The sequence below is a fragment of the Bradyrhizobium sp. SZCCHNR1053 genome (assembly GCF_032381235.1).
Lineage (GTDB): Bacteria > Pseudomonadota > Alphaproteobacteria > Rhizobiales > Xanthobacteraceae > Bradyrhizobium.
In genome coordinates, this window is the sequence record NZ_JAUHJM010000011.1 from 129021 (window position 1) to 149858 (window position 20838).

Below are 20838 nucleotides of genomic sequence, written 5' to 3' on the forward strand. Positions count from 1 at the left end.
GGGGATTGCAACGGGCCATGCCCGGGTTCGCCGCAATTCCGTGCGCTGCGCTCACGAGGAACACATTAAGGTTATCCAAGCTTTAGCAGGACAGGGGTACGGCCCCGCCGTGGACCTTGGCCCTCAAAACGCGCGATAGTAACGAATTCTTAACGCCACCAGTTCCGGCCGCCGATCAACATCACAAGAGCCGTTCGCCGTCGTCGCCCATGACCTACGCCGATCTCGAATTGCAGGCCCTCAGCGACCCCCGGCTGGCTGTCCACGCCGCCGGCAGTCTGCCGGCTTGGCTATGGTCGGCCGATGGCAGCCGTGTGCTGTGGGCCAATGCGGCCGGTGCACGCGCCCTCGGCGCGGCGAGCGCAACGGCGCTGATCGCGAAGGCGCTCGGCCCCGCCGACGCGCATCGCCGCCAGGTCGCTCAATTGGGACGGCGTCTGCCCGAGACCGGCGCCTTGCGACTCGAACGCCTCCGTGGCTTCGGCGCGCCGCTCGGCACGCTCGCGACCTGCGGCTGCACCAGGATCGATCTGCCGGATGGCACGCGCGCGGTGCTGATCACCAGCACCGACGGGGGCGGACGCAGCGTCCCGCTGGCGGAACGCCTGAAGCGGCTCGTGGAAGCCAGCGGACATGCGCTGATCGCATTCACCCAGGATGGCCAGTTCGCCGGCATCAGTGCAGCCGGACGGCGCCTGTTTGGCACGCGCGACCTGAGCGAGCCGGATTTCGCCGAGATCCGCAGAGCGGCGCTTATCGACGGCATGGCCGAGGTGACGTTCGGCACCGAGCGCGCAGCGCTCTACCGCATCGGCAGCGGCAACCAGGTCGGGCTGGTGGCCGTCCCGATGCCGGCCCTAGCCGACGGGATGGAGGCGCCAGGCTCGGCGCAGACATCAGAGCCAACCGCAGATGCCGCCCCCGCATCACCAGCCCCCGCGCACGTTGCCGCTGGGCCCGTCGTCGTGATTTCGCCTCCTCTTCCGGTGGATGCAATGACTGAACGCCGAACCGATTACGAATCCCCCGCGCTGTCGAACGAAGCGCCGGCCGAGTTCCTGCTGATCGACGATCCGGCCAAGGCCGACCTGTTCGAGGCGCCGGTGCCGGTGCCGCAAACGACGGATGAGACGCATCCTGCCGAGTCCGGCGCGGCGGAGCCTTCAGTCGGCCGCCGCCACCCACTCCGATTTTCCTGGCAGATGGATGCCGAGGGACGGTTCTCGATCGGCTCCGACGAATTCACCCGCCTGATCGGGCGGCACAGCGCCGCCAAGCTCGGCCGTCCCTGGCATGAGCTCACTGCATCGCTAGGCCTCGATCCAGACGGGCGGGTCGGTGCGGCGATCGAAACGAAAGAGACCTGGAGCGGGCTCGTCGTCAGCTGGCCCGCGGACGGCGAGCGGCTTGCGGTCGAATTGTCGGGACTGCCTGTCCTGACGGAGGACAGGACCCATGCCGGCTATCGCGGCTTCGGCGTCTGTCGCGACCTCGACGCTCTCGACCGGCTGGCCGCACTGCGTCGCCCCGCATTGGCCGATGCAGACGCGGCCGATGCTCCGGACGCTGACGAAACCGAGCCTGCCCAATCCGACCATGTGCAGGCCGCAGATGTGCCGCCGCAGCAGGACAACGTCACGGCGTCATCGCGTGAGGCTTCCATTGCGGCGGACGTACACCACATCGACGGCATCGGGCTCGAAACGACCGGGAACGTGGTCCCGTTCCGCGCTCCGGGCGAGTCCAAGCATCCGGTGCTCACGCCGGTGGAGAACAGTGCGTTTCATGAACTCGCGCGTCAGCTGTCGGCCCGGCTCGAAGGCGAGATCCGCAACTCAGCCGCGGACGTCGCGAGTACGGCGTTCGAGCCGGGATCGCGCGTGAGCGATCCGTTGGTCCCGCCGCAGCAGCAGACCCCATCGGCGACGGAGACGGCGACCGATCATGGCGCGGGGCTGCAGACCGAATGGCTCATCCCCGAGGAGCCGCCGGCCCAGGGCGACAGCCAGCGCGACCGCATCCTGCTCGACCTGCTGCCAACGGGCATGCTGATCTACCGGCTCGATCGCCTGCTCTATGGCAATCCGGCCTTCTTCAGGCAGATGGGCTACGCCGACCTTGCGGCCCTGGAGCAGGCGGGCGGGCTCGATGCGCTCTATGTCGAGCCGGGCGTGTCGTCAGCGTCGAACAAATCCGAGGCCGGCACCCCCGTCACGATCTCGGCAGCCGATGGCTCCTCCAGCGAGGAGGTGAAGGCGGAAGCCCGCCTGTTCACGATCACCTGGGACGGCGATACCGCCCATGCCCTGATCTTCGCTCCGGTGCCCGGAACCGCGGCCGCGGTTCCGACGGCGACCGACGCTGCGCCGATGCCAGTGCCGGCCTCGGCTGCACCAGCCCCCCTGGTCGTGGCCCCGCCTCCGGCCGCCGGCCACGCCGAAGCCGAAGATCTTGCGGCGATCCTCGACGTCACAGCCGAGGGCATCCTGATGTTCGACGCCGGCGGCAACATCCACGCCTGCAACCGCAGCGCCGAGGCGCTGTTCGGTCACGACGGCGCGGCGCTGGTGCGCCGTAACCTGATCGAGCTGTTCGCGCCGGAAAGCGCCCGCCTCGTGCTCGATTACCTCGACAGCGTGCAGCAGGCCGGCGCGTCGAGCGGGTTCGATCAGGGCCGCGAGGTGCTCGGGAAGATCGCTCAGGGCGGCCTCATTCCGTTGTCGATGGCAATTGGCCGGACCAGGCCCGACGGTCCGAACTTCTTTGCCGTGTTCCGCGATCTGTCGCAGCTCCACCGCGGCGAAAGCGAGTTGCTGCAGGCTCGTCGCGTGGCCGATCGGGCCGCCAACGCCAAGGCCGACATGCTGGCCCGGATCAGCCACGAAGTACGCGCGCCGCTGAACGCGATCATCGGCTTTGCCGAGGTGATGATCGGCGAACGGTTCGGCACGATCGGCAACACCCGCTACGCCGAATACATGAAGGACATCCGCACCTCGGGCGAGCGCGTCGTCTCCCTGATCGACGATCTGCTGGAGCTGTCGCGCATCGAGACCGGCAAGCTCGAGCTCGCTTTCACCAGCCAGAATCTCAACGAACTGGTGGAGAGCTGCGTCGCAGCGATGCAGCCGCAGGCCAACCGCGCCCGCATCATCATCCGCACCTCGCTGTCGCAACTGCTGCCGCCGGTCATCGCCGACGCCAGGGCGCTGCGCCAGATCGCGATGAACGTGATCTCGGCTTCGATCTCGCTGGCCAATCCCGGCGGCCAGGTCATCGTCTCGACCGCGCTGACCGATTTCGGCGAGGTCGCGCTGCGCGTCCGCGACACCGGTCATGGCCTGAACGATCAGGAGGTGGCCGCGGCGCTCGAACCGTTCCGTGCGCCCTCGGCTTCCGAGCAAGGCTCCGATGGCGCCGGTCTCAGCCTGTCGCTCACCAAGGCGCTTGTCGAAGCCAACCGGGCGCAGTTCCATATCAAGGCCGCGCCGAAATCCGGCACGCTGATCGAGGTGGTGTTCTCGCGCGCCATGGCGCGCAATCAGAGCACCGGCTGAACCGATCCTGCCCGGCGTACGGCCAGCGCACGCCGCTTGAGACCGAGCAGCAGCGGACCGAACGCCAGAACGAAGCCGGCGAATGCGACCACCCAGGCAAGCGCCGCGACGTGCAGCAGCACCTCGGTATGCGCCGGCGCCAACACGGCGCAGACCCGCGTGACCGCTGCGACGATGATCGCCAGATAGATCACCTGGGTCGCGGGCGCGGCCGTCAGCGCCTGGCCGGTGTGGCCGAGCGTGGCCCGCGTCATCACTGCAAGCGTCGTGATGCCGGCGGCCCCGACCATCCAGGCGTGCAGCCCGGCGCTTGGCAGAACCCATCCGAGGCTGGCGGCCGCCGTGAGCAGGAAGCCGAGCGGGACGAACACGTAGCCGACATGCAGGATGACCAGCAGCCGTTCGCGCAAGGTGCGATCGCCGGCCCAGCGCGCGAGCCTCACCACATGCAACAATCCGGCCGCCGTGAGCGCAAGCGCGGTCGGCGCGCTCTCAGGAACCAGAATCCAGCCGAGCAGGCTCAGCGCACTGAACAGCACGACGGCGATGTCGAAGCGGCCGAACGGCGCCGGCAGCCGACCGGGATTGTGCTTGACTAGCCAGTTGCGGGTGAAGCTCGGCGTGATGCGGCCGCCGATCAGTGCGAGCAGCAGCACGATCACGGCAACACCGACGCGAATGGCGTAGTCGGCCGAGCCACGCAGATGAGCCTCGACGTGGAACGCGATGTTGCCGGCGCACAGCACCGCGACGATTGCGACCACCGGCAAATTCCGCCAATTGCGACCGGCGACGATCTCGCGCGCGGCGGCCAGAACGACAAGCATGAGGAAGCTCGCATCGATCAGCAGCGCGGCCCACCAGGGGCCCAGCGCGGACATCGTGACGGCCAGTCGTCCGGCCGTCCACACGATCACGAGGGTGAGCAGCGGCAGGCCCCGGATCGGCAGACGTCCGGTCCAGTTCGGGATCGCCGTAAACAGGAAGCCAGTGACGACGGCCGGCAAATAGCCGTAGAGCATCTCGTGCACGTGCCAGTCTCGGGGAGCGAAGCCGGAGCTCAGCTTCAGCTCGCCGTAGAAGGCCGGGACCCAGATCAGGATCGCCAGCGCGGCCTGGAGCGCGCCCAGCAGAAAGAACGGCCTGAACCCGTTGGCGAGAACGGTCCAGCCCTGATAGTTGCGTGGAATGGCCATGTGCATGCTCGCTCGATGAAGGACGGGAACCGCACCGATCGCGGCGTTGTGCTTAACATGTAGTTGCGCGTCGCCCACTATGACTTGCGCCAGCACAAACTTCCGACGGATCGCAAAAACGTGCTATTGAGCGCCGCAAAATTGAGCCGAACCCGGCCCCGGAGAACATCATGGCTTCCATCGACCGTTCGCTGGTCGCGCATCTGCCGCTGTTTGCAGGGCTGTCCGCTGAGGATCTCACGGACGTGCTGCGGGAAGCCCGCTCCCTTCGCGTCCCCCGCAACGGCGCGGTGTTCGAGCAGGGCGCCGATGCGACCTCGTTCTTCCTGCTGCTCCACGGTCATGTCCGCGCCAGCAAGACGACGCCCACCGGCGACCAGATCGTGGTGCGCTATGTGGTGGCAGGGGACACGTTCGGCGTCGCCCCGGCCATCGGTCTCCAACATTATCCGGCGACAGCGACAGCCGTCGACGACAGCATCGTGCTGGCCTGGCCGTCCGCCTCATGGCCGCGGCTGGTCGCGAAGTTCCCGTCGCTGGCGGCGAACACGCTGCAGACGGTCGGCCAGCGGCTGCAGGAAACCCATGCGCGCGTGATCGAAATGTCGACGCAGCAGGTGGAGCAGCGCATCGCGCATGCCCTACTTCGGCTCGCCAACCAGGCCGGCCGCAAGCTCGATCACGGCGTTCAGATCGACTTCCCGATCAGCCGGCAGGATATCGCGCAGATGACCGGAACGACCCTGCATACGGTAAGCCGCATCCTCTCGGGCTGGGAGCAGCTCGGCCTCGTCGAAAGCGGACGTCAGAAGATCGTGCTGCGCGAGCCGCACAAGATCGTGCTCCTGGCGCAGCAGAACGCCGGTGACGCGGCCGCATCGCGGACCTGATCACGCGCAGGCACCTAGGGCCGCGAGGAACGCGTCGGGATCGACGCCATGCTCGTGGCAGGCATCCGCGACGTTGTGAAAACAGGCGATCGGGCAACCGACGCAACGCATCTGGAAAGCAAGAAAGACGCGGATGGTCTCCGGCCTTCGCCGCATGACGTCGTCGACCAGTTCATCGAAGGAGATTGGCATGCGCGCCTCCATTCCAGCGCGAATGGTAGCGGGCATGCCCTTGGCGGTCTTTGTCGCGGCACAAGCACCGCGGCAGCTGGCCGGTCAGACCGCCCGGCTGTGCAGCTGCTTCGACGCGTCGAGATGCGCATCGAACGCCGCAGCGACGCTGCGCACCAAGAACCGGGAATGCTCGGTCACCGCGAGCGCACCGCCGTTGAGCTCGACCACACCGTCGGAGATCAGCGATTGCAGCCGCGGCGCCGATCTCAGCATGTCGTCGGTGTCCGTGCCATGGCGGGTGCAGATGACGTCGAGGTCCACGCCGTAGTCGCACATGATGCGCTCGATGATGTCGGCCCGTAGGCGGTCGTCATCCGTCAGTCCATAGCCTTTCACGGTCGCGAGGCTGCCGGACGCGATCTTCTGCTCATAGGCCCGGACCTGCGGCGCGTTCTGGACATAACCTTGCGGCAGTTGCCCGATCGCCGAGGCGCCAAACCCGAGCAGCAGATCGTTGGCATCGGTCGTGTAGCCCTGGAAATTGCGATGCAGCCGGCCTTCGCGGAACGCGATGGTCATCGGGTCGGTGGGCAAGGCGAAATGATCGAGCCCGATCTGGACGTAGCCTGCGTTCTTCAGCGCATCAGCGATCGCACAGGCCTGATCGTAGCGTTCCAGACTGTCCGGCAGCGCCGAGTCCTGAATCTTGCGTTGGTGCGTCTTGAACGATGGCACATGAGCGTAGCCGAACACGGAGAGCCGGTCGGGGCGAAGGTCGATGGCACGCCGGACGGTGTCGAGACAGGACGCCACGCTCTGATGTGGCAGCCCGTAGATCAGGTCGAAATTGATGCCGGCAACGCCGGCCTGACGCAATCCATTCGTGGCCGCCGCGGTCTGCTCGAAGCTCTGTACCCGGTTGATGGCCTGCTGCACCCGCGGATCGAAGCTCTGCACGCCCAGGCTGGCACGATTGACCCCGCTCACCCCCAGCGCGGCGATCATCTCCGGCGTCAGCGTGCGGGGATCTATCTCGATGGCGATCTCCGCCGATGGCAGCACGAAAAATGAATGGCGCAGCGATCCGACGAGATCCACAAAGGACTCCGGCGCCATGATGGTGGGCGTGCCGCCACCGAAATGAATGTGCCCGACCTGCAGCCGCCGGCCAATCTGGCGCGCCACCATGTCGATCTCGCAGCGCAGTGCCGATTCGTAGACCGCAATCGGCTCGTCGCGCTTGGCGACCATGGTGTTGCAGCCGCAATACCAGCACATCGAGCGGCAGAAGGGCACATGCAGGTAAAGTGATGCCGTCGCGCTCGCCGGTATCGCGCGCAGCCATTCTGCGTAGGTGGACGGGCCGACCGCGGCGGAGAAATGAGGCGCCGTGGGATAGCTGGTGTAGCGCGGAAGGCGCTCCTGTCCGTAGCATGCCGCAAGATCTGGTCTCATGTCCTGCCTGTCACCTGAGCGTGTCGACCTGGGGTTCGGAGGTCCTTGACATAAGGCAAGAGGGGCGGCCTTGAGCTTTCTCAAGGCGCAGCCGGCAGATGCCCCGTTGGATAACCAGTAGAACGCCGGTTATCGCCCCGGACTTTGCGCTTCCTCAAAGTGGCCGGCTCATTTCACATCATCATTGATCTGTCGACGATTCGAGGAAAACCGCAATGGAAGCTCTGCAACTGCTGATCCGTTCATTTGCTCTCCTCGCCGGCATCCGCGGCCATATCCCCCAGTCCGACGGATTCGAATCGTTCCGCGACGAGTCGGGGCCGACAGGCCTGCTCGGCAATATCGCCATGTTCATGACCACGATGTTTTGCCTCGCGGCGGCAGGGGCCTTCGCCGCGTTGCTGGCGGTGCGCTGGCTGAGCTGACGAGTTTGGTAGCCCATCGTCGACCGGGGCAATGCCTTGAACCTCGCATCCTGGTGCTCGTGACTGTCCTGCCATCTCGGCAAACGGATGGATCATTTCTCGGCGCGTAGTTGCGCGGGGACAGTCCAGCCCCCTTTGCTCCGCGCCCCGTCCGGACTCCCCAAGAACTACTCGCCGATGCAACTCATTCGCGCGCTGCGCTGGCGCAGCCGCGCCAATTTCGCTCCGAACCCGCCACCGCATTCCGCAAATGCGAAGTTGCTTGTTGCAGCACAAACAAGCCGGGTTCCAACGGGAGCATGATGATTGCGGCACTACAACAGATCCAATGAAGGAGCGATCCATGTTGACCCGCCGCACCGCCATGTTCAGTGCAGCCATCGCCGCGATGATGCTTGCGGCTCCCGCGATGGCCGAGGACCTCAAGCTGCCGCGCCAGAAGGTCGATCTGGTGGCTCCGCCGTTCGTGCATGCGCACGAGCAGGCGACGAAGCAGGGGCCCAAGATCATGGAGTTCAAGCTCGTGGTCCAGGAGAAGAAGATGGTGATCGACGAGAAGGGCACCACCTTCCAGGCCATGACGTTCAACGGCTCGATGCCGGGCCCGCTGATGGTGGTCCATGAGGGTGACTATGTCGAGGTGACCCTCGTCAATCCCGCGACCAACAGCATGCCGCATAACATCGATTTCCACTCCGCGACCGGAGCGCTGGGTGGCGGCGCGCTGACCCTGGTCAATCCCGGCGAGCAGGTCGTGCTGCGCTGGAAGGCGACGCGGACCGGCGTGTTCGTCTATCATTGCGCCCCAGGCGGACCGATGATCCCCTGGCATGTCGTCTCGGGCATGAACGGCGCCGTGATGGTGCTGCCGCGCGACGGTCTCAATGACGGCCGCGGACACGCGTTGCGCTACGATCGCGTCTACTACATCGGCGAGCAGGACCTCTACGTCCCGCGCGACGACAAGGGCAACTTCAAATCCTATGACTCGCCCGGCGAGGCCTATAGCGACACCGAGGAGGTCATGCGCAAGCTCACGCCGACCCATGTGGTGTTCAACGGCAAGGCCGGCGCGCTCACCGGAAAGAATGCGCTCACGGCCAATGTCGGCGAGAACGTGCTGATCGTGCACTCGCAGGCGAACCGCGACAGTCGTCCGCATCTGATCGGCGGCCACGGCGATTATGTCTGGGAGACCGGCAAGTTCTCCAACGCGCCGGAGACCGGGCTCGAGACCTGGTTCATCCGCGGCGGCTCCGCGGGTGCCGCGCTCTACAAATTCCTGCAGCCCGGCATCTACGCTTACGTCACCCACAACCTGATCGAGGCGGCCAATCTCGGCGCAACGGCCCATTTCAAGGTCGAAGGCAAGTGGAATGACGACCTGATGATGCAGGTGAAGGCCCCGGCCGACATTCCGACCGGCACGACGAACTGATCGGCCCAGGGGGCCGGCATGTCCGGCCCCCCACTCTTCTCAGTGTGCTGCCATGCTGCTCGCTTTCAAGATCAAGCTCACCCTCGCCTGCGTCGTCGGATTGGCTGGCCCGACCACAATGGCCCCGATCCTTGCAGGGCTGCCAGACCGCGCCGCCGGTCTCGACGGCCCCGCCCTCACCGAGATCGCACCTGGGACGATCAGCTACCGCGACTCCGGCGACCATCTCCGCAACGGCCGCCAGGCCGAAGCTCCCATCACGACGGTCCGCTTTGATCATCCGCTGACCATGATGACGAACCAGGTCAGCGCCGCCGACTACCACGCCTGCGTCGAAGCCCATGCATGCCGCGCGCTCGATCGCGACGTCCCCATCGCCATCGATCGTCCGGCGGTGCAGGTGAGCTGGCACGACGCCGTTGCCTACGCCGCGTGGCTCTCGCACAAGACCGGCGAGAGCTATCGGCTGCCGACCGATACCGAGTGGGCCTATGCGGCCGGGAGCCGATTCAAGGACGATGGCATCTCGATCGACAACGCCGATCCCTCGCGGCGCTGGATCGCCCGCTACGAACGGGAAGCCACCCTGCAAGACGATCCCAAGACGCGCGGCTTCGGCGGCTTCGGCATCAACGAGCACGGCATTGCCGACCTCGCGGGCAATGTCTGGGAATGGACCTCGACCTGCTTCACACGCAAGCTGCAGGATAGTGCCGGTCGCGTCATCAAGACCGTCAGCAATTGCGGCGTCCGTCTGGCCGAAGGCGCCCATCGAGCCTACGTGACCGACTTCATCCGCGATGCGCGCGCCGGCGGCTGCGCCTCCGGCACGCCACCTGCCAATCTCGGTTTCCGGCTTGTCCGCGAGCACCCCTCATGGAGCCGCAGCATGACGCGGCGCCTCGGCCGGCTACTCGGCGCCATCCGCGCCTGACATGCTCGGCCTCCATAAGTCCGCTCGAAAAGTGCGCTCGAAGCACGCTTGCCTGCAACCTACGCCGGCGCCGGATCGACGGTGCCCTGACACTGGCACAAATGACAGTCACGCAAAAACAACTTTCGGTTGCGAAATCTGAGTTGCAAACGTTAGACAATTGCCGTTGAGCGACGCGATGAGCGGACCAGGAGGCGAGTGTGATTTCTCGACATCCGCCGGTCTTCTTCACGTCCGACCTGCATGGTTACGGGATCGGCAACACCAGCTGGTTCGACGACGATTCGCCGAGCGCACTGGCTGGACGCTGCCTCATCGACGCGCTCGAATATCTGCGGACGTCGCCTAAATTCGCTGCCAAGGACTGGCACGTGGTGAATGCGGGCGCGGCGCGTCTCGTGCATCAATGTCTCACGGACGGCGCGCTGGCGCGCAACGATATTCTCGATCGCGTGGCTCCCGCCATCGAACGGGTTTGCGCACGGATCGTCGCGAGCCGCCAATATCGCATTCCGTTCTATGGCGACGACTTCTGGGACTGGGCCAGTGTGGTCGACGGTCTGTGCGAGGTACAGCAGGTTTCGGTGACCGCGGCCCAGGTCGCAAGACGCGAGCTCGACCAGTTTCGCAGGACCGTCCACATCCGCATGCCGAGCGGTCTCTCGGTCGGCGACCTCGAGCACGAATGGTTCGGACCGGCGATCGCAACACGCGCCTATCGTCTGCTGGATTCCCGCGCATCGGGAATAGATCCCGACCTGCGCAACGAGTTGCAGGCGCAATCGCTCGAACGCATCGAGCGCGGCAGGTATCGCGGACGGCAGGTGACGCCGTGGCAATTGAGCTGGCACTACGGTCAGGTCGTCGGCGAATTCCAGCGCGCCGCAAGCGAGCAGGCGGCCGAGCTGGCTGATTTTGCCTGGCTCGCCGTTCCCCTCGAACTCAGCAAGCGCGCCCAAGTTCTCGCGCGCATCCTGCAAGGCGCCTGCGCGGTGAAGGACCGCAGGACCGTCCTGCAGGCCTTCGAAGAGCTCTATCGCTGCGAGACACCCGGCCGGCCGCTCGGCCAGGGCGTGATCGGCGCCGACATCGAGGCCTCCCTGGACGTGCTCGAAGCGCTGTGGCAGCAGCTCGACGGTCGTGAGAAGGCCAGCATCAACGCGATGCTCGACGCGCTGCGATTTCTCCATGCCAAAGCCAACACGATCGGTTTCGTGGTCGAAACTCCGGAGGATATCGAAGCCCTGGTCCAGGCGATGGGCCCGGGCACGCTGATCGAACAGCGCAACGCGGCGCGCGCCATCATCAGGCATTCCTGCTTCCATGCAGTCGTGTGCCTCGGGCGATCGATCGCCGAGGTGGCGAGCGCGGCCGCAGTGGCGATCGAAGAGCATGGGGCGCAGTGGCTGATCATGCCGGGACGGGCCGATGCCCTCCTGGGAGCGAATCTCCCGCAAGTGGCCCGCGGCCCGCGATTCATCGGCGCCGGCCCCGGCGATCTCGTCATCGCCACCTCGGTCGCGCCATTCCGGATTCAGATCAAGCTGCGCGACGCGCTCAGCATGGCCGAGCCGCCCTCGGTCGATGACAGCGGAATGATCATTCCGGCCGATCCCGAGCTTTGCCGCCTCGCGCACGAGGCCGCAAATGGCATGCTGGACGACATCGACGTGTTCTTCGAAGGAATGACAGTGACGTGCGATGGCGACGGCACCGACGCCGAAATCTCGGCGGCGTTTCCAGGCGCGCTTGCGACGGATGACACGGCCTATGCGATGGGACTGATCTGCCTCAGCCGCAGTGTGCCGTGCCTGATCATTCAGGGGTTGGCGGAGACGGCGCCGCCCGCTGCTGCGAGCCGGGCGCGGCATGCGGCATGCCGGCTCGCTGTCAAGGTCGCGGAGATGCTCTGCCGGCGCTGGTAGTCGCGCCCTCAGGCATTCTTCAGCGCGACCCGGAACTCGGCTTCGGTCTTGGCCTTGACCTCGTCGAGCGTCACGCCATCGGCGAGCTCGATCAGGGCCATGCCGTCATTGCCGTGCTTGTCGATCGTGAACACCGCCAGATCGGTCACCACCATGTCCACGACGCGCTCGCCGGTCAGCGGCAGCGTGCACTGCTTGAGCAGCTTCGGACCGTCCTTGGCGCTATGCTCCATGACCACGACGACGCGCTTGACGCCGGCGACGAGATCCATCGCGCCGCCCATGCCCTTGACCATCTTGCCGGGGATCATCCAGTTGGCGAGGTCACCGTTCTGGGCGACTTGCATGGCGCCGAGGATCGACAGGTCGATGTGGCCGCCGCGGACCATGGCGAAGGAATCGGCTGACGAGAAATAGCTGGTGATCGGCAGCTCGGTGACGGTCTGCTTGCCGGCATTGATCAGGTCGGGATCCTCCTCGCCCTCATAGGGGAACGGACCCATGCCGAGCATGCCGTTCTCGCTCTGCAGCGCCACGTCGACGCCCGGCGGGATGTAGTTTGAGACGAGCGTCGGGATGCCGATGCCGAGATTGACGTAGTAGCCGTCCCGCAGCTCCTTGGCGGCGCGCGCCGCCATCTGCTCTCGCGTCCAGGCCATCAGACTTCCTCCCCGGCTGCAGCGGCGGCTTCACGTTTGCGCACGGTGCGCTGCTCGATGCGCTTCAGTTCGGTTCCGACCTGGATGATGCGTTTGACGAAGATGCCGGGCGTATGGATGTGGTCGGGATCGATCTGGCCGGCCGGCAGCAGGTGCTCGACCTCCGCGACCGTCACCTTGGCCGCAGTTGCCATCATCGGATTGAAGTTGCGCGCAGTCTTGCGGTAGACGAGGTTGCCGGCGGTGTCGCCCTTCCAGGCGTGCACGATCGCCAGATCGGCAAACAGGCCGCGCTCCATCAGATATTTCTCGCCGTCGAACTCCCGCACCTCCTTGCCCTCCGCGACCAGCGTGCCGACGCCGGTCTTGGTGAAGAAGGCCGGGATGCCGGCGCCGCCGGCGCGGATGCGCTCGGCCAGGGTGCCCTGCGGGCAGAATTCGAGCTCCAGCTCGCCGGCCAGATATTGCTGGGCAAACAGCTTATTCTCGCCGACATAGGACGAGATCATCTTCTTGATCTGCCGCGTCTCCAGCAGCCGGCTGAGGCCGATGCCATCGACCCCGGCATTGTTGGAGATGACGGTGAGGTCCTTCACCCCGGACTCGCGAATGGCGTCGGACAGCGTTTCTGCGATGCCACAAAGACCAAACCCACCCGACATGATGGTCATGCCGTCCTTGAGGAGGCCAGCAAGGGCGGATTTGGCGTCCGGATAGACCTTGTTCATACGGGAATGACCTGCTGCAGAGCGGCGATCGCGCGGATATCGACCGGATTATTAGGCGAAATCTTCGCAATGCGTCAATGATGCCTTCCCAACGCGCACATCCTGCTTTAGCTGTCGCACCAGCCTGCGCCTCCGAGGCGATCCGGAGTCCGGGATATCAGGGCTCCGCCGCAATCCGGCCACACCGGCGGCATGGCCTTGAAAGCGTCAAGAAAGCGCATCAAGTTGTTGATGTTGGCAGGGGTTTTCGGCGCACCCTGCCCATCCCGAGTAACCAGCGATCCGACGATCCCAGGACATGTCCGTGACCATGGCCCAAGGAATGAGGCGCCTCGGCACACCGATCGCGGTGCTGCTGGGCATCGCGTTCGTGGGCCTGCTGGCGAGCTCCTGGCTGGTCAATCGCGAGGCATTGCGGCAGGCGGTGGAGAGCCAGATCCGCGCCGTGACCGGGCTCGAGCTCGTTGTCAAGGGACATATCGACGTCTCCTTGTTTCCGGGCAGCTATGTCTCGTTCCACGATGTCGGTCTGAAGGGCAGCGGTACCGAGGATCCGGCTCTGCGCGTCGACGTGCTGACCGCCAATCTGCAATTGCTGCCGCTGCTGTTGCAGCGGTTCGAAATCGCCGACGTCATGATGCTGCGGCCGCAGATCAACGTCAGCCGCGAGGCCGACGGCAACAGCAACTGGACGCCCTTCATCGAGACCATCGCGCGCACGATGCGCCCGGGGCCCGACAACCAGATGTCGTTCTCCGAGATCCGCATCCAGGATGGCATCCTGGTCTACGAGGACACCGGCCATCATGCTTCCGAGCGGCTCGACGATATCGACCTGTCGCTCGCCTGGCCGTCGATCTCGCGCTCGTTCGCGGCGACCGGACAGTTCGATTGGCGCGGTCAGCGCATCGAGGGCTCCATCAGCGTCAGCGACTTCCTGGCTGCGCTGTCGGGAGACCGGTCCGGCTTGAAGATGCGGCTCGCCAGCCCGCCGCTGAAGGTCGCCTTTGACGGCACGGTCGCGAATCGCACCAGCGCGCTGATGGAAGGTACGTTGACGGTGGACAGCCCGTCGCTTCGCGACGCGCTGCGCTGGACGGGGCAGACGCCGCTCGGCGGCGGCGGCTTCGGGCGCTTCGCCTTGCGTGCGCGCGCCAACGTGGTCGGCGCCTCGATCGCACTCACCAATGTCAATGTCGAGCTCGACGGCAACACCGCCGAGGGCGTCATGACCTACGCCAATAACGGCCGGCAGACGCTGCAGGCGACGCTGGCGGCCGACGCGCTCGACTTCACCCCCTACATCTCGACAATCCGGCTGCTGGCCAATGGGGCCCGCGACTGGAATCGGCAGCTCTTCGACCTCAAGGCCTTGTCCACCACCGACCTCGACATGCGGCTATCGGCCGCAAAGGTCACGGTCGGCTCCTCGAAAATCGGACGCACGGCGTTCGGCGCCAACCTGCGCAACGGCGTACTCGCCCTCTCGGTCGGCGAGGCGCAGATGTATGGCGGCATCGTGCGCGGCTCGTTTGGGATCGCCCGTGCCGACACCGTGGCCGACGTGAAGGCCGAGCTGCAATTCAACGACGTCGATCTGCAGGCCTGCGCCAACGAGATGTTCGGCGTGTCGTCTCTGTCGGGACGCGGCAATCTCAACGTCTCGCTGACGGCTTCGGGCTCGAGCCCGTTCGGGCTCGCCCAGTCGCTCGATGGCAGCGCCAACCTGCAGGGCCGCGATGGCGCGATCTCCGGCTTCAACGTCGAGCAGCTCCTGAAGCGCCTCGAGCGCAGCCCGCTGTCGCGCGGCGGCAATTTCCGCTCCGGTTCGACGCCTTACGACTCGCTGACGATCGCGGTCAAATTCTCCGAGGGCATCGCGACCGCCGAGGACATCCGCGTCGAGAGCCCGACCGCGCGCATCACCATGACCGGCACGGCCTCGGTGCCGACACGGGAATACGATTTCAAGGGCGTCGCGAGCCTGCTGTCGTCAGGCAATGGCAGCAACGGCTTCGAGCTGCCTTTCGTCGTCCAGGGCCCCTGGGAAGATCCGCTGATCTTTCCCGATCCGGAAAGCCTGATCCGCCGCGCCCCGGCCGCCGCCCCTCTGCTCGATGCGGTCAAGGACCGCAAGACGAGGGATGCGGTGCGCTCGGTGCTGGAACGATTCACCGGCGGCGGATTGCGCCCGGCCCAGCCGGACAACGTGCCGCAGGCTGACGCTCCGACAGGCGACACTCCCACCAAGCAGAACTGACCAACGCGGCTTGCTTCGCGTGCCGATACACGGCCGCCGCCCCGACCCATGTCTGATATATTACTTCTGGATCGCGTCGGGTCCCTGGGCTAGTGTCCCGCCACAACCGATCAAGCAAGATCGGCGGATCAGGGAGAGACACGTGAAATCCAGGGGAATGGGTGCGCTTTCGATCGCAGTCGCAGCCGCCGGGCTTTTTTGCGCTGCAGCACCAGCCATCGCGCAGGACACCATCACGATCTGGTGGAGCAAGGGCTTCTACAAGTCCGAGGACGATGCGCTGCTCAACGTCGTCAAGAAGTTCGAGGCCAAGACCGGCATCAAGGTCGAGCTGTCGCAATACGCGATCCAGGACATGATTCCGAAGACGGTCGCCGCGCTCGATTCGGGCACCGTGCCCGACGTGGCCTACGCCGACACCTACGACGTTCAGGCCCAGGGCAAGTGGGCCTACGAAGGCAAGCTCGAGGATCTCACCGACATCCTGGAGCCGATGAAGTCGGCGTTCGCTCCGAACACGCTCGAGACCGCCTACCTCTACAACAACGTCACCAAGAAGAAGGCCTATTACGGCTTCCCGCTGAAGCAGCAGAGCATGCACGTCCAGATCTGGGGCGACCTGCTGAGCAAGGCCGGCTTCAAGCAGAGCGACATCCCCACCAAGTGGGAAGACTACTGGACGTTCTGGTGCGACAAGGTGCAGCCGGCGGTCCGCAAGGCCACCGGCCAGCGCATGTATGGCGTCGGTCAGCCGATGGGCGTGGAATCCACCGACTCGTTCCAGTCGTTCTACACCTTCATGGACGCCTACAACGTCAAGCTGGTCGACGACGACGGCAAGCTGCTGGTCGACGACCCCAAGGTGCGCGACGGCCTCGTCAAGGCGATGAAGGACTATACCGACACCTACATCAAGGGCTGCACGCCGCCGTCGTCCACGACCTGGAAGGATCCGGACAACAACGTCGCGTTCCACAACAAGACGATCGTGATGACCCACAATTTCACGATCTCGATCGCGGCTAAGTGGTTCGAGGACTCCACCAACCCGGCGCTGACGCCCGAGCAGCGCGCGGCCGGCAAGAAGGCCTATGAGGAGGACATCATCACCGCGTCCTTCCCCAACAAGCCGGACGGCACGCCGATCAAGTACCGCTCCGACGTCAAGACCGGCCTGATCTTCGCCAATGCTCCTCACAAGGCGCAGGCCAAGGAATTCATCAAGTTCCTGATGCAGGAGGAGAACCTCGGCCCCTACATCGAGGGCGCGCTGGGCCGCTGGTTCCCGGTGACGACCGCAGGCCAGAAGAGCCCGTTCTGGCAGGCCGACCGCCATCGCAAGGCCGTGTACACCCAGTTCACCGGCGGCACCACGCCGTTCGACTTCACCAAGAACTACAAGTTCACGATCCTCAACAATGAGAACGTCTGGGCCAAGGCGATGAACCGCGTGGTCAGCGAGAAGGTGCCGGTCGAAAAGGCCGTCGATGAGCTGATCGCGCGGCTGAAGGAGGTCGCCGGCTAGTCTCTCGCCTCGCGAGACACTAGCTTGAGATCCTGAAAACGACAACAAGTGCCGGCCGCAGTGTCTGCGGCCGGTTTGGCAATAGGCTTGGAACAGACGACTATGGCGATCACGCTCTCAGCTTCCGATTCCGCGCTCGCGGAAGCGCCGCGCCCGGTGCTGCTGACACCGTCACAGGTATGGGGCATCGTCATGCTTGCCCCCTATTTGCTCGTCTTCCTTGCCTTCGTCGTCTATCCCGTCGGCTACGGCCTGTGGCTCGCCCGCGAGCCGGCCAGCTACGTCGCGCTGTACAACGACCCCATCTTCGCGCGGGCCGCCGTCAACACGCTGATCTTCCTCCTGGTCGGCATCAATCTGAAGATGGTGATCGCGCTGTTCCTGTCCGGCTTCTTCGTGCAGCAGCGCGGCTGGATCAAATGGCTGTCGGTCATCTTCATCCTGCCCTGGGCGGTGCCTTCGATCCCGACCATCCTGTCGGTGCGCTTCATGCTCAATCCCGAATGGGGCGTGGTGAACCAGCTGATCTTCAAGTTCACCGGCGAAGATGGCCCGAACTGGCTGAACGACCCGACGGTCGCGCTGTCGATGGCGATCGGCATGCACATCTGGAAGTCGCTGCCGTTCTGGACCTTGATCCTGATGACCGGGCGGCTGGCGATCTCGCACGACCTGTTCGAGGCGGCCGAGGTCGACGGCGCCACCTGGTGGCAGAAGTTCCGCTACATCACCTGGCCGTCGATGCAGACGCTCTACATCACCTGCACGCTGCTCTCGATGATCTGGACGCTCGGAGACTTCAACAGCGTCTATCTCCTGACCGGCGGCGGTCCGGCCGATCTCACCCACGTGCTGGCGACGCTCGGCATCCGCTATCTCCGGCTCGATCAGCTCAGCCTCGCCATGGCCTCGATCGTCTGCGCGATGCCGCTAGTGCTGCCCCTGGTCTATTTCATGATGAAGCGGTTGTCGCGATGAAGCTCCCCACCCTCCGCGAAGTCGGCACCGAGGCCCGGCTGCTGCTGATCGGCATTCCCGTCTTCATCTGGACGATGATCCCGATCTACCACATGTTCCTGTTCGCGATCTCGCCGAAGGAGGACGCGTTCTCGGGCAAGCTGTGGCCGGACCATCCGACGCTGCACAATTTCTCGATCGTGTTCCACCAGCAGCATTACTTCCTGCGCGATTTCTGGGTCCAGTTCGGCAACTCGGTCGTGATCGCCATGGCCGTGGGCGCGCTGACACTGATCATTGCGACCTGTGCGGCCTATGCCATCTCGCGCCTGCGCGTGCCTGGCAGCCGGGTGGTGATGAACCTCGCGCTGTTCACCTATTTCATCCCCGCCGCGTTCCTCGCGGTACCGATGTATCGCACCATGGGCAAATACGGCCTGCTCAACAACGACTGGTCGCTGATCCTGGCGATGGTGACGATTGCCTCGCCCTACGCGATCTGGGTGCTGAAGCAGGCCTCCGACAAGCTGCCGGTCGAGCTGGACGAGGCTGCCGTCATGGACGGCGCCAGCCCGCTGCAGATCTTCCGCCTCGTCTATGTACCGCTGATGATGCCGTCGCTGGTCGCGATCGGAACGTATGCGGTGCTGCTCGCCTGGAACGAATACCTCTACGCGTTCCTGCTGCTTTCGAACGACAAGGATATCACGCTGCCCGTGGCGCTCGGCAACTTCCTGGCCGCCGACGATTCGCCGTGGGAGCTCCTGATGACCACCGGCTTCATCTACGCGTTGCCGCCCGCGGCGGTCTATTACGCCTTCAAGCGCTACATGGTGGGCGGCCTCACCGCCGGCGCCGTGAAGTCGTGACGGAGCGATGAGGGTCGGATTTCGTCAGGGACGGTTCGAGGACGCTTCGCGGCCGAACTGGGATGGCGACGGGCCGCGCCCGATCGACTGGTTCGCTTGGTATCCAGCCGCCAACGGCGCCGTGGAGACGGCGCTCGCTATCGCACCTTGGCCGCAGGGCTGGTTCAAAGCGGGACCAGCGGCTTTGAATGCGCCGCTCGCTGCAAGCGCGGGCGCCTGTCCTCTCGTCGTGTACTCTCACGGCACCGGCTGCAACGGCCTGCAGTTCGAATGGCTGGCGCGCGAGCTGGCAAGTCGCGGCTTTGTCGCGGTCGCCGTCAATCATCATGGCAACAGCAATGCCGAGCCGTACCGAGCAGAGGGCTTCCTCTGCTCATGGGAACGCCCACGCGACGTGTCCTTGCTGATCGACCACATCGTGGCTCATCCCGATTTCGAAGGCCGCATCAACCTCGACCGCATCTACGCCGTCGGCTATTCGCTCGGCGGCGTCACGGCCACCGCCCTGATCGGCGCCATCATGATCCGCTCGCCGTTCGAGCCAGGCGCCAATCACGGCCGCGGCCCTCGCGAGTTTCCCGATCTCGTCGATCATCTGCCGCGGCTGATGGAGAAGAGCCCAATCTTCCGCGACTCCTGGGCGCGCATGTCCGCATCCTATCGCGATCCCCGCATCAAGGCGGCGCTGCTGCAGGCGCCGGGGCGCTCGGTGCAGGGCTTCTCCGAGGACAGCATCGCCGCGATCAACGTCCCGACGCGCATCATGGTCGGCGGCGCCGATGCGCTGCTGCCGGCCTCACGCTGGCTGCATGAGCGACTGAGCGGTAGCGCATTCGAGATCGTCGCCGACGACGCCGGGCACTACGTCTTCCTGCCGGAGAGTACCGAGCTCGGCAGACAGAGCGATCCGGCTTGCTGCGTCGACCCGCCATCCGTCGACCGCGGCACGATCCATCGCGCGGTCGTCACCGCCGCCTTGCGGCTGTTCTCGCGTTGATCAATGCTGTCTCAGCATTCTCCGTCATTATAGCGGAGCTGCGCTCTCGCCGCGATCACTCGACAGCTTCGAGGCCAGCGACGCGATGATGATCACCACGGCAATCAGCCCGATCACCAGCGTGCAGATCGCATTGATCTCCGGCTTCACCCCGAGCCGAACCTCGGAATAGATCCGAATCGGCAGCGTCGCCGAACCGGGGCCGGTGGTAAAGCTCGCGATCACGAGATCGTCGAGCGACAGCGTGAAGGCCAACATCCAGCCCGCGACCACCGCCGGCGCGATCAGCGGCAGGGTCACCATGACGAAGGCACGGAACGGGTCGCAGCCGAGATCCATCGCGGCTTCCTCCAGGCTGCGGTCGAGCGAGACCAGCCGCGACTGCACGACCACCGCGACGAAGCACATCGTGAGGGTGGTGTGGGCGACCGTCACCGTCCAGAAGCCGCGCTCGGCGTCCAGCGCCACGAACAGCAGCAGCAGCGACAGGCCGGTGATCACCTCGGGCATCACCAGCGGCGCATACAACATGCCGGAGAACAGCATGCGGCCGCGAAATCCCTGACCACGCGACAGCGCCACCGCAACCAGCGTGCCGAGCACCGTCGCCGCGGTGGCCGATGTGGCGCCGACGCGCAGGCTCATCCAGGCCGCATCGATCATGGCGCGATCGCTGAAGAACTCGTGATACCAGCGCAGCGACCAGCCGCCCCACACAGTGACCAGGCGCGAGGCGTTGAACGAGTAGATCACCAGGATCAGGATCGGGAGGTAAAGAAAGGCGAGCCCAAGCGTCAGCGACGCGACGTTGAAGCGCGACAGGCGGGAGGGATTAGGCACGATCTCCTC

At 65.3% G+C, this 20838-nt stretch carries 17 protein-coding genes; 11 read left to right on the forward strand and 6 right to left on the reverse strand.

All coding sequences use genetic code 11. The annotated features are described in order from the left end of the window. The first annotated feature begins 209 nt into the window (after window positions 1–209). Window positions 210–3557, forward strand: a complete 3348-nt coding sequence (locus tag QX051_RS23225; protein ID WP_315777730.1) for a PAS domain-containing sensor histidine kinase — start codon at window positions 210–212, stop codon at window positions 3555–3557. Here the strand turns inward: QX051_RS23225 and QX051_RS23230 are convergent. Further along, entirely contained in the window at window positions 3542–4753 is a 1212-nt protein-coding gene (locus tag QX051_RS23230) for an NnrS family protein (protein WP_315777731.1), read from the reverse strand. The two genes, QX051_RS23225 and QX051_RS23230, sit on opposite strands and share 16 nt — an antisense overlap. Before the next feature lie 170 nt (window positions 4754–4923). On the opposite strand from QX051_RS23230, the gene QX051_RS23235 reads away from it, so the two are divergent. Beyond that, on the forward strand, window positions 4924–5643 hold the full coding sequence (locus QX051_RS23235) for a Crp/Fnr family transcriptional regulator (RefSeq protein WP_315777732.1): 720 nt from the start codon (window positions 4924–4926) through the stop codon (window positions 5641–5643). Here QX051_RS23235 and QX051_RS23240 read toward each other — a convergent pair whose 3' ends face one another. Together QX051_RS23240 and hemN are read right to left on the reverse strand one after the other, a co-directional pair. Further along, entirely contained in the window at window positions 5644–5835 is a 192-nt protein-coding gene (locus QX051_RS23240) for a DUF1858 domain-containing protein (protein WP_315777733.1), read from the reverse strand. Between the two features lie 84 nt (window positions 5836–5919). Beyond that, window positions 5920–7272 (reverse strand): oxygen-independent coproporphyrinogen III oxidase, encoded by a 1353-nt coding sequence (gene hemN, locus QX051_RS23245; RefSeq protein ID WP_315736361.1) that lies wholly within the window; start codon window positions 7270–7272, stop codon window positions 5920–5922. 215 nt (window positions 7273–7487) lie between these two features. Between hemN and QX051_RS23250 the strand changes: the two genes are divergently transcribed. From QX051_RS23250 to QX051_RS23265, 4 genes are all read left to right on the forward strand, one after another. Further along, window positions 7488–7697, forward strand: a complete 210-nt coding sequence (locus QX051_RS23250) for a hypothetical protein (protein WP_315777734.1) — start codon at window positions 7488–7490, stop codon at window positions 7695–7697. 343 nt (window positions 7698–8040) lie between these two features. Then, window positions 8041–9135 (forward strand): copper-containing nitrite reductase, encoded by a 1095-nt coding sequence (gene nirK / locus QX051_RS23255; protein ID WP_315736359.1) that lies wholly within the window; start codon window positions 8041–8043, stop codon window positions 9133–9135. Between the two features lie 52 nt (window positions 9136–9187). Continuing rightward, window positions 9188–10069 (forward strand): SUMF1/EgtB/PvdO family nonheme iron enzyme, encoded by an 882-nt coding sequence (locus tag QX051_RS23260; RefSeq protein ID WP_315777735.1) that lies wholly within the window; start codon window positions 9188–9190, stop codon window positions 10067–10069. 200 nt (window positions 10070–10269) lie between these two features. Next, window positions 10270–11994, forward strand: a complete 1725-nt coding sequence (locus QX051_RS23265) for a hypothetical protein (protein ID WP_315777736.1) — start codon at window positions 10270–10272, stop codon at window positions 11992–11994. Window positions 11995–12002: 8 nt separating this feature from the next. Here the strand turns inward: QX051_RS23265 and QX051_RS23270 are convergent, their stop codons facing one another. Together QX051_RS23270 and QX051_RS23275 are read right to left on the reverse strand one after the other, a co-directional pair. Beyond that, a complete protein-coding gene (locus QX051_RS23270) occupies window positions 12003–12653 on the reverse strand; it encodes a CoA transferase subunit B (protein ID WP_315736356.1) in 651 nt (216 codons plus the stop codon). After that, the gene (locus tag QX051_RS23275) at window positions 12653–13381 is read right to left on the reverse strand and encodes a CoA transferase subunit A (protein ID WP_315736355.1); all 729 of its coding nucleotides are present in this window, start codon (window positions 13379–13381) and stop codon (window positions 12653–12655) included. The genes QX051_RS23270 and QX051_RS23275 overlap by 1 nt, the downstream gene beginning before the upstream one ends. Window positions 13382–13691: 310 nt before the next feature. Between QX051_RS23275 and QX051_RS23280 the strand changes: the two genes are divergently transcribed. The 5 genes from QX051_RS23280 to QX051_RS23300 all read left to right on the forward strand — a co-directional run bounded on the left by QX051_RS23280 (window position 13692) and on the right by QX051_RS23300 (window position 19989). Next, entirely contained in the window at window positions 13692–15641 is a 1950-nt protein-coding gene (locus QX051_RS23280) for an AsmA family protein (protein ID WP_315777737.1), read from the forward strand. Window positions 15642–15783: 142 nt separating this feature from the next. Further along, window positions 15784–17166: an ABC transporter substrate-binding protein gene (locus QX051_RS23285; RefSeq protein WP_315717541.1), complete on the forward strand. Its 1383-nt coding sequence runs from the start codon at window positions 15784–15786 to the stop codon at window positions 17164–17166. 102 nt (window positions 17167–17268) lie between these two features. Then, window positions 17269–18144: a sugar ABC transporter permease gene (locus QX051_RS23290; RefSeq protein WP_315736354.1), complete on the forward strand. Its 876-nt coding sequence runs from the start codon at window positions 17269–17271 to the stop codon at window positions 18142–18144. Continuing rightward, window positions 18141–18992, forward strand: a complete 852-nt coding sequence (locus tag QX051_RS23295; protein ID WP_172109925.1) for a carbohydrate ABC transporter permease — start codon at window positions 18141–18143, stop codon at window positions 18990–18992. The genes QX051_RS23290 and QX051_RS23295 overlap by 4 nt, the downstream gene beginning before the upstream one ends. A gap of 7 nt (window positions 18993–18999) precedes the next feature. Further along, window positions 19000–19989 (forward strand): alpha/beta hydrolase family protein, encoded by a 990-nt coding sequence (locus tag QX051_RS23300; RefSeq protein ID WP_315777738.1) that lies wholly within the window; start codon window positions 19000–19002, stop codon window positions 19987–19989. A gap of 27 nt (window positions 19990–20016) precedes the next feature. On the opposite strand, the gene QX051_RS23305 is transcribed toward QX051_RS23300, so the two are convergent. After that, complete coding sequence (locus QX051_RS23305; RefSeq protein WP_315777739.1) at window positions 20017–20829, reverse strand: ABC transporter permease; 813 nt, start codon at window positions 20827–20829, stop codon at window positions 20017–20019. Window positions 20830–20838: the final 9 nt, after the last annotated feature.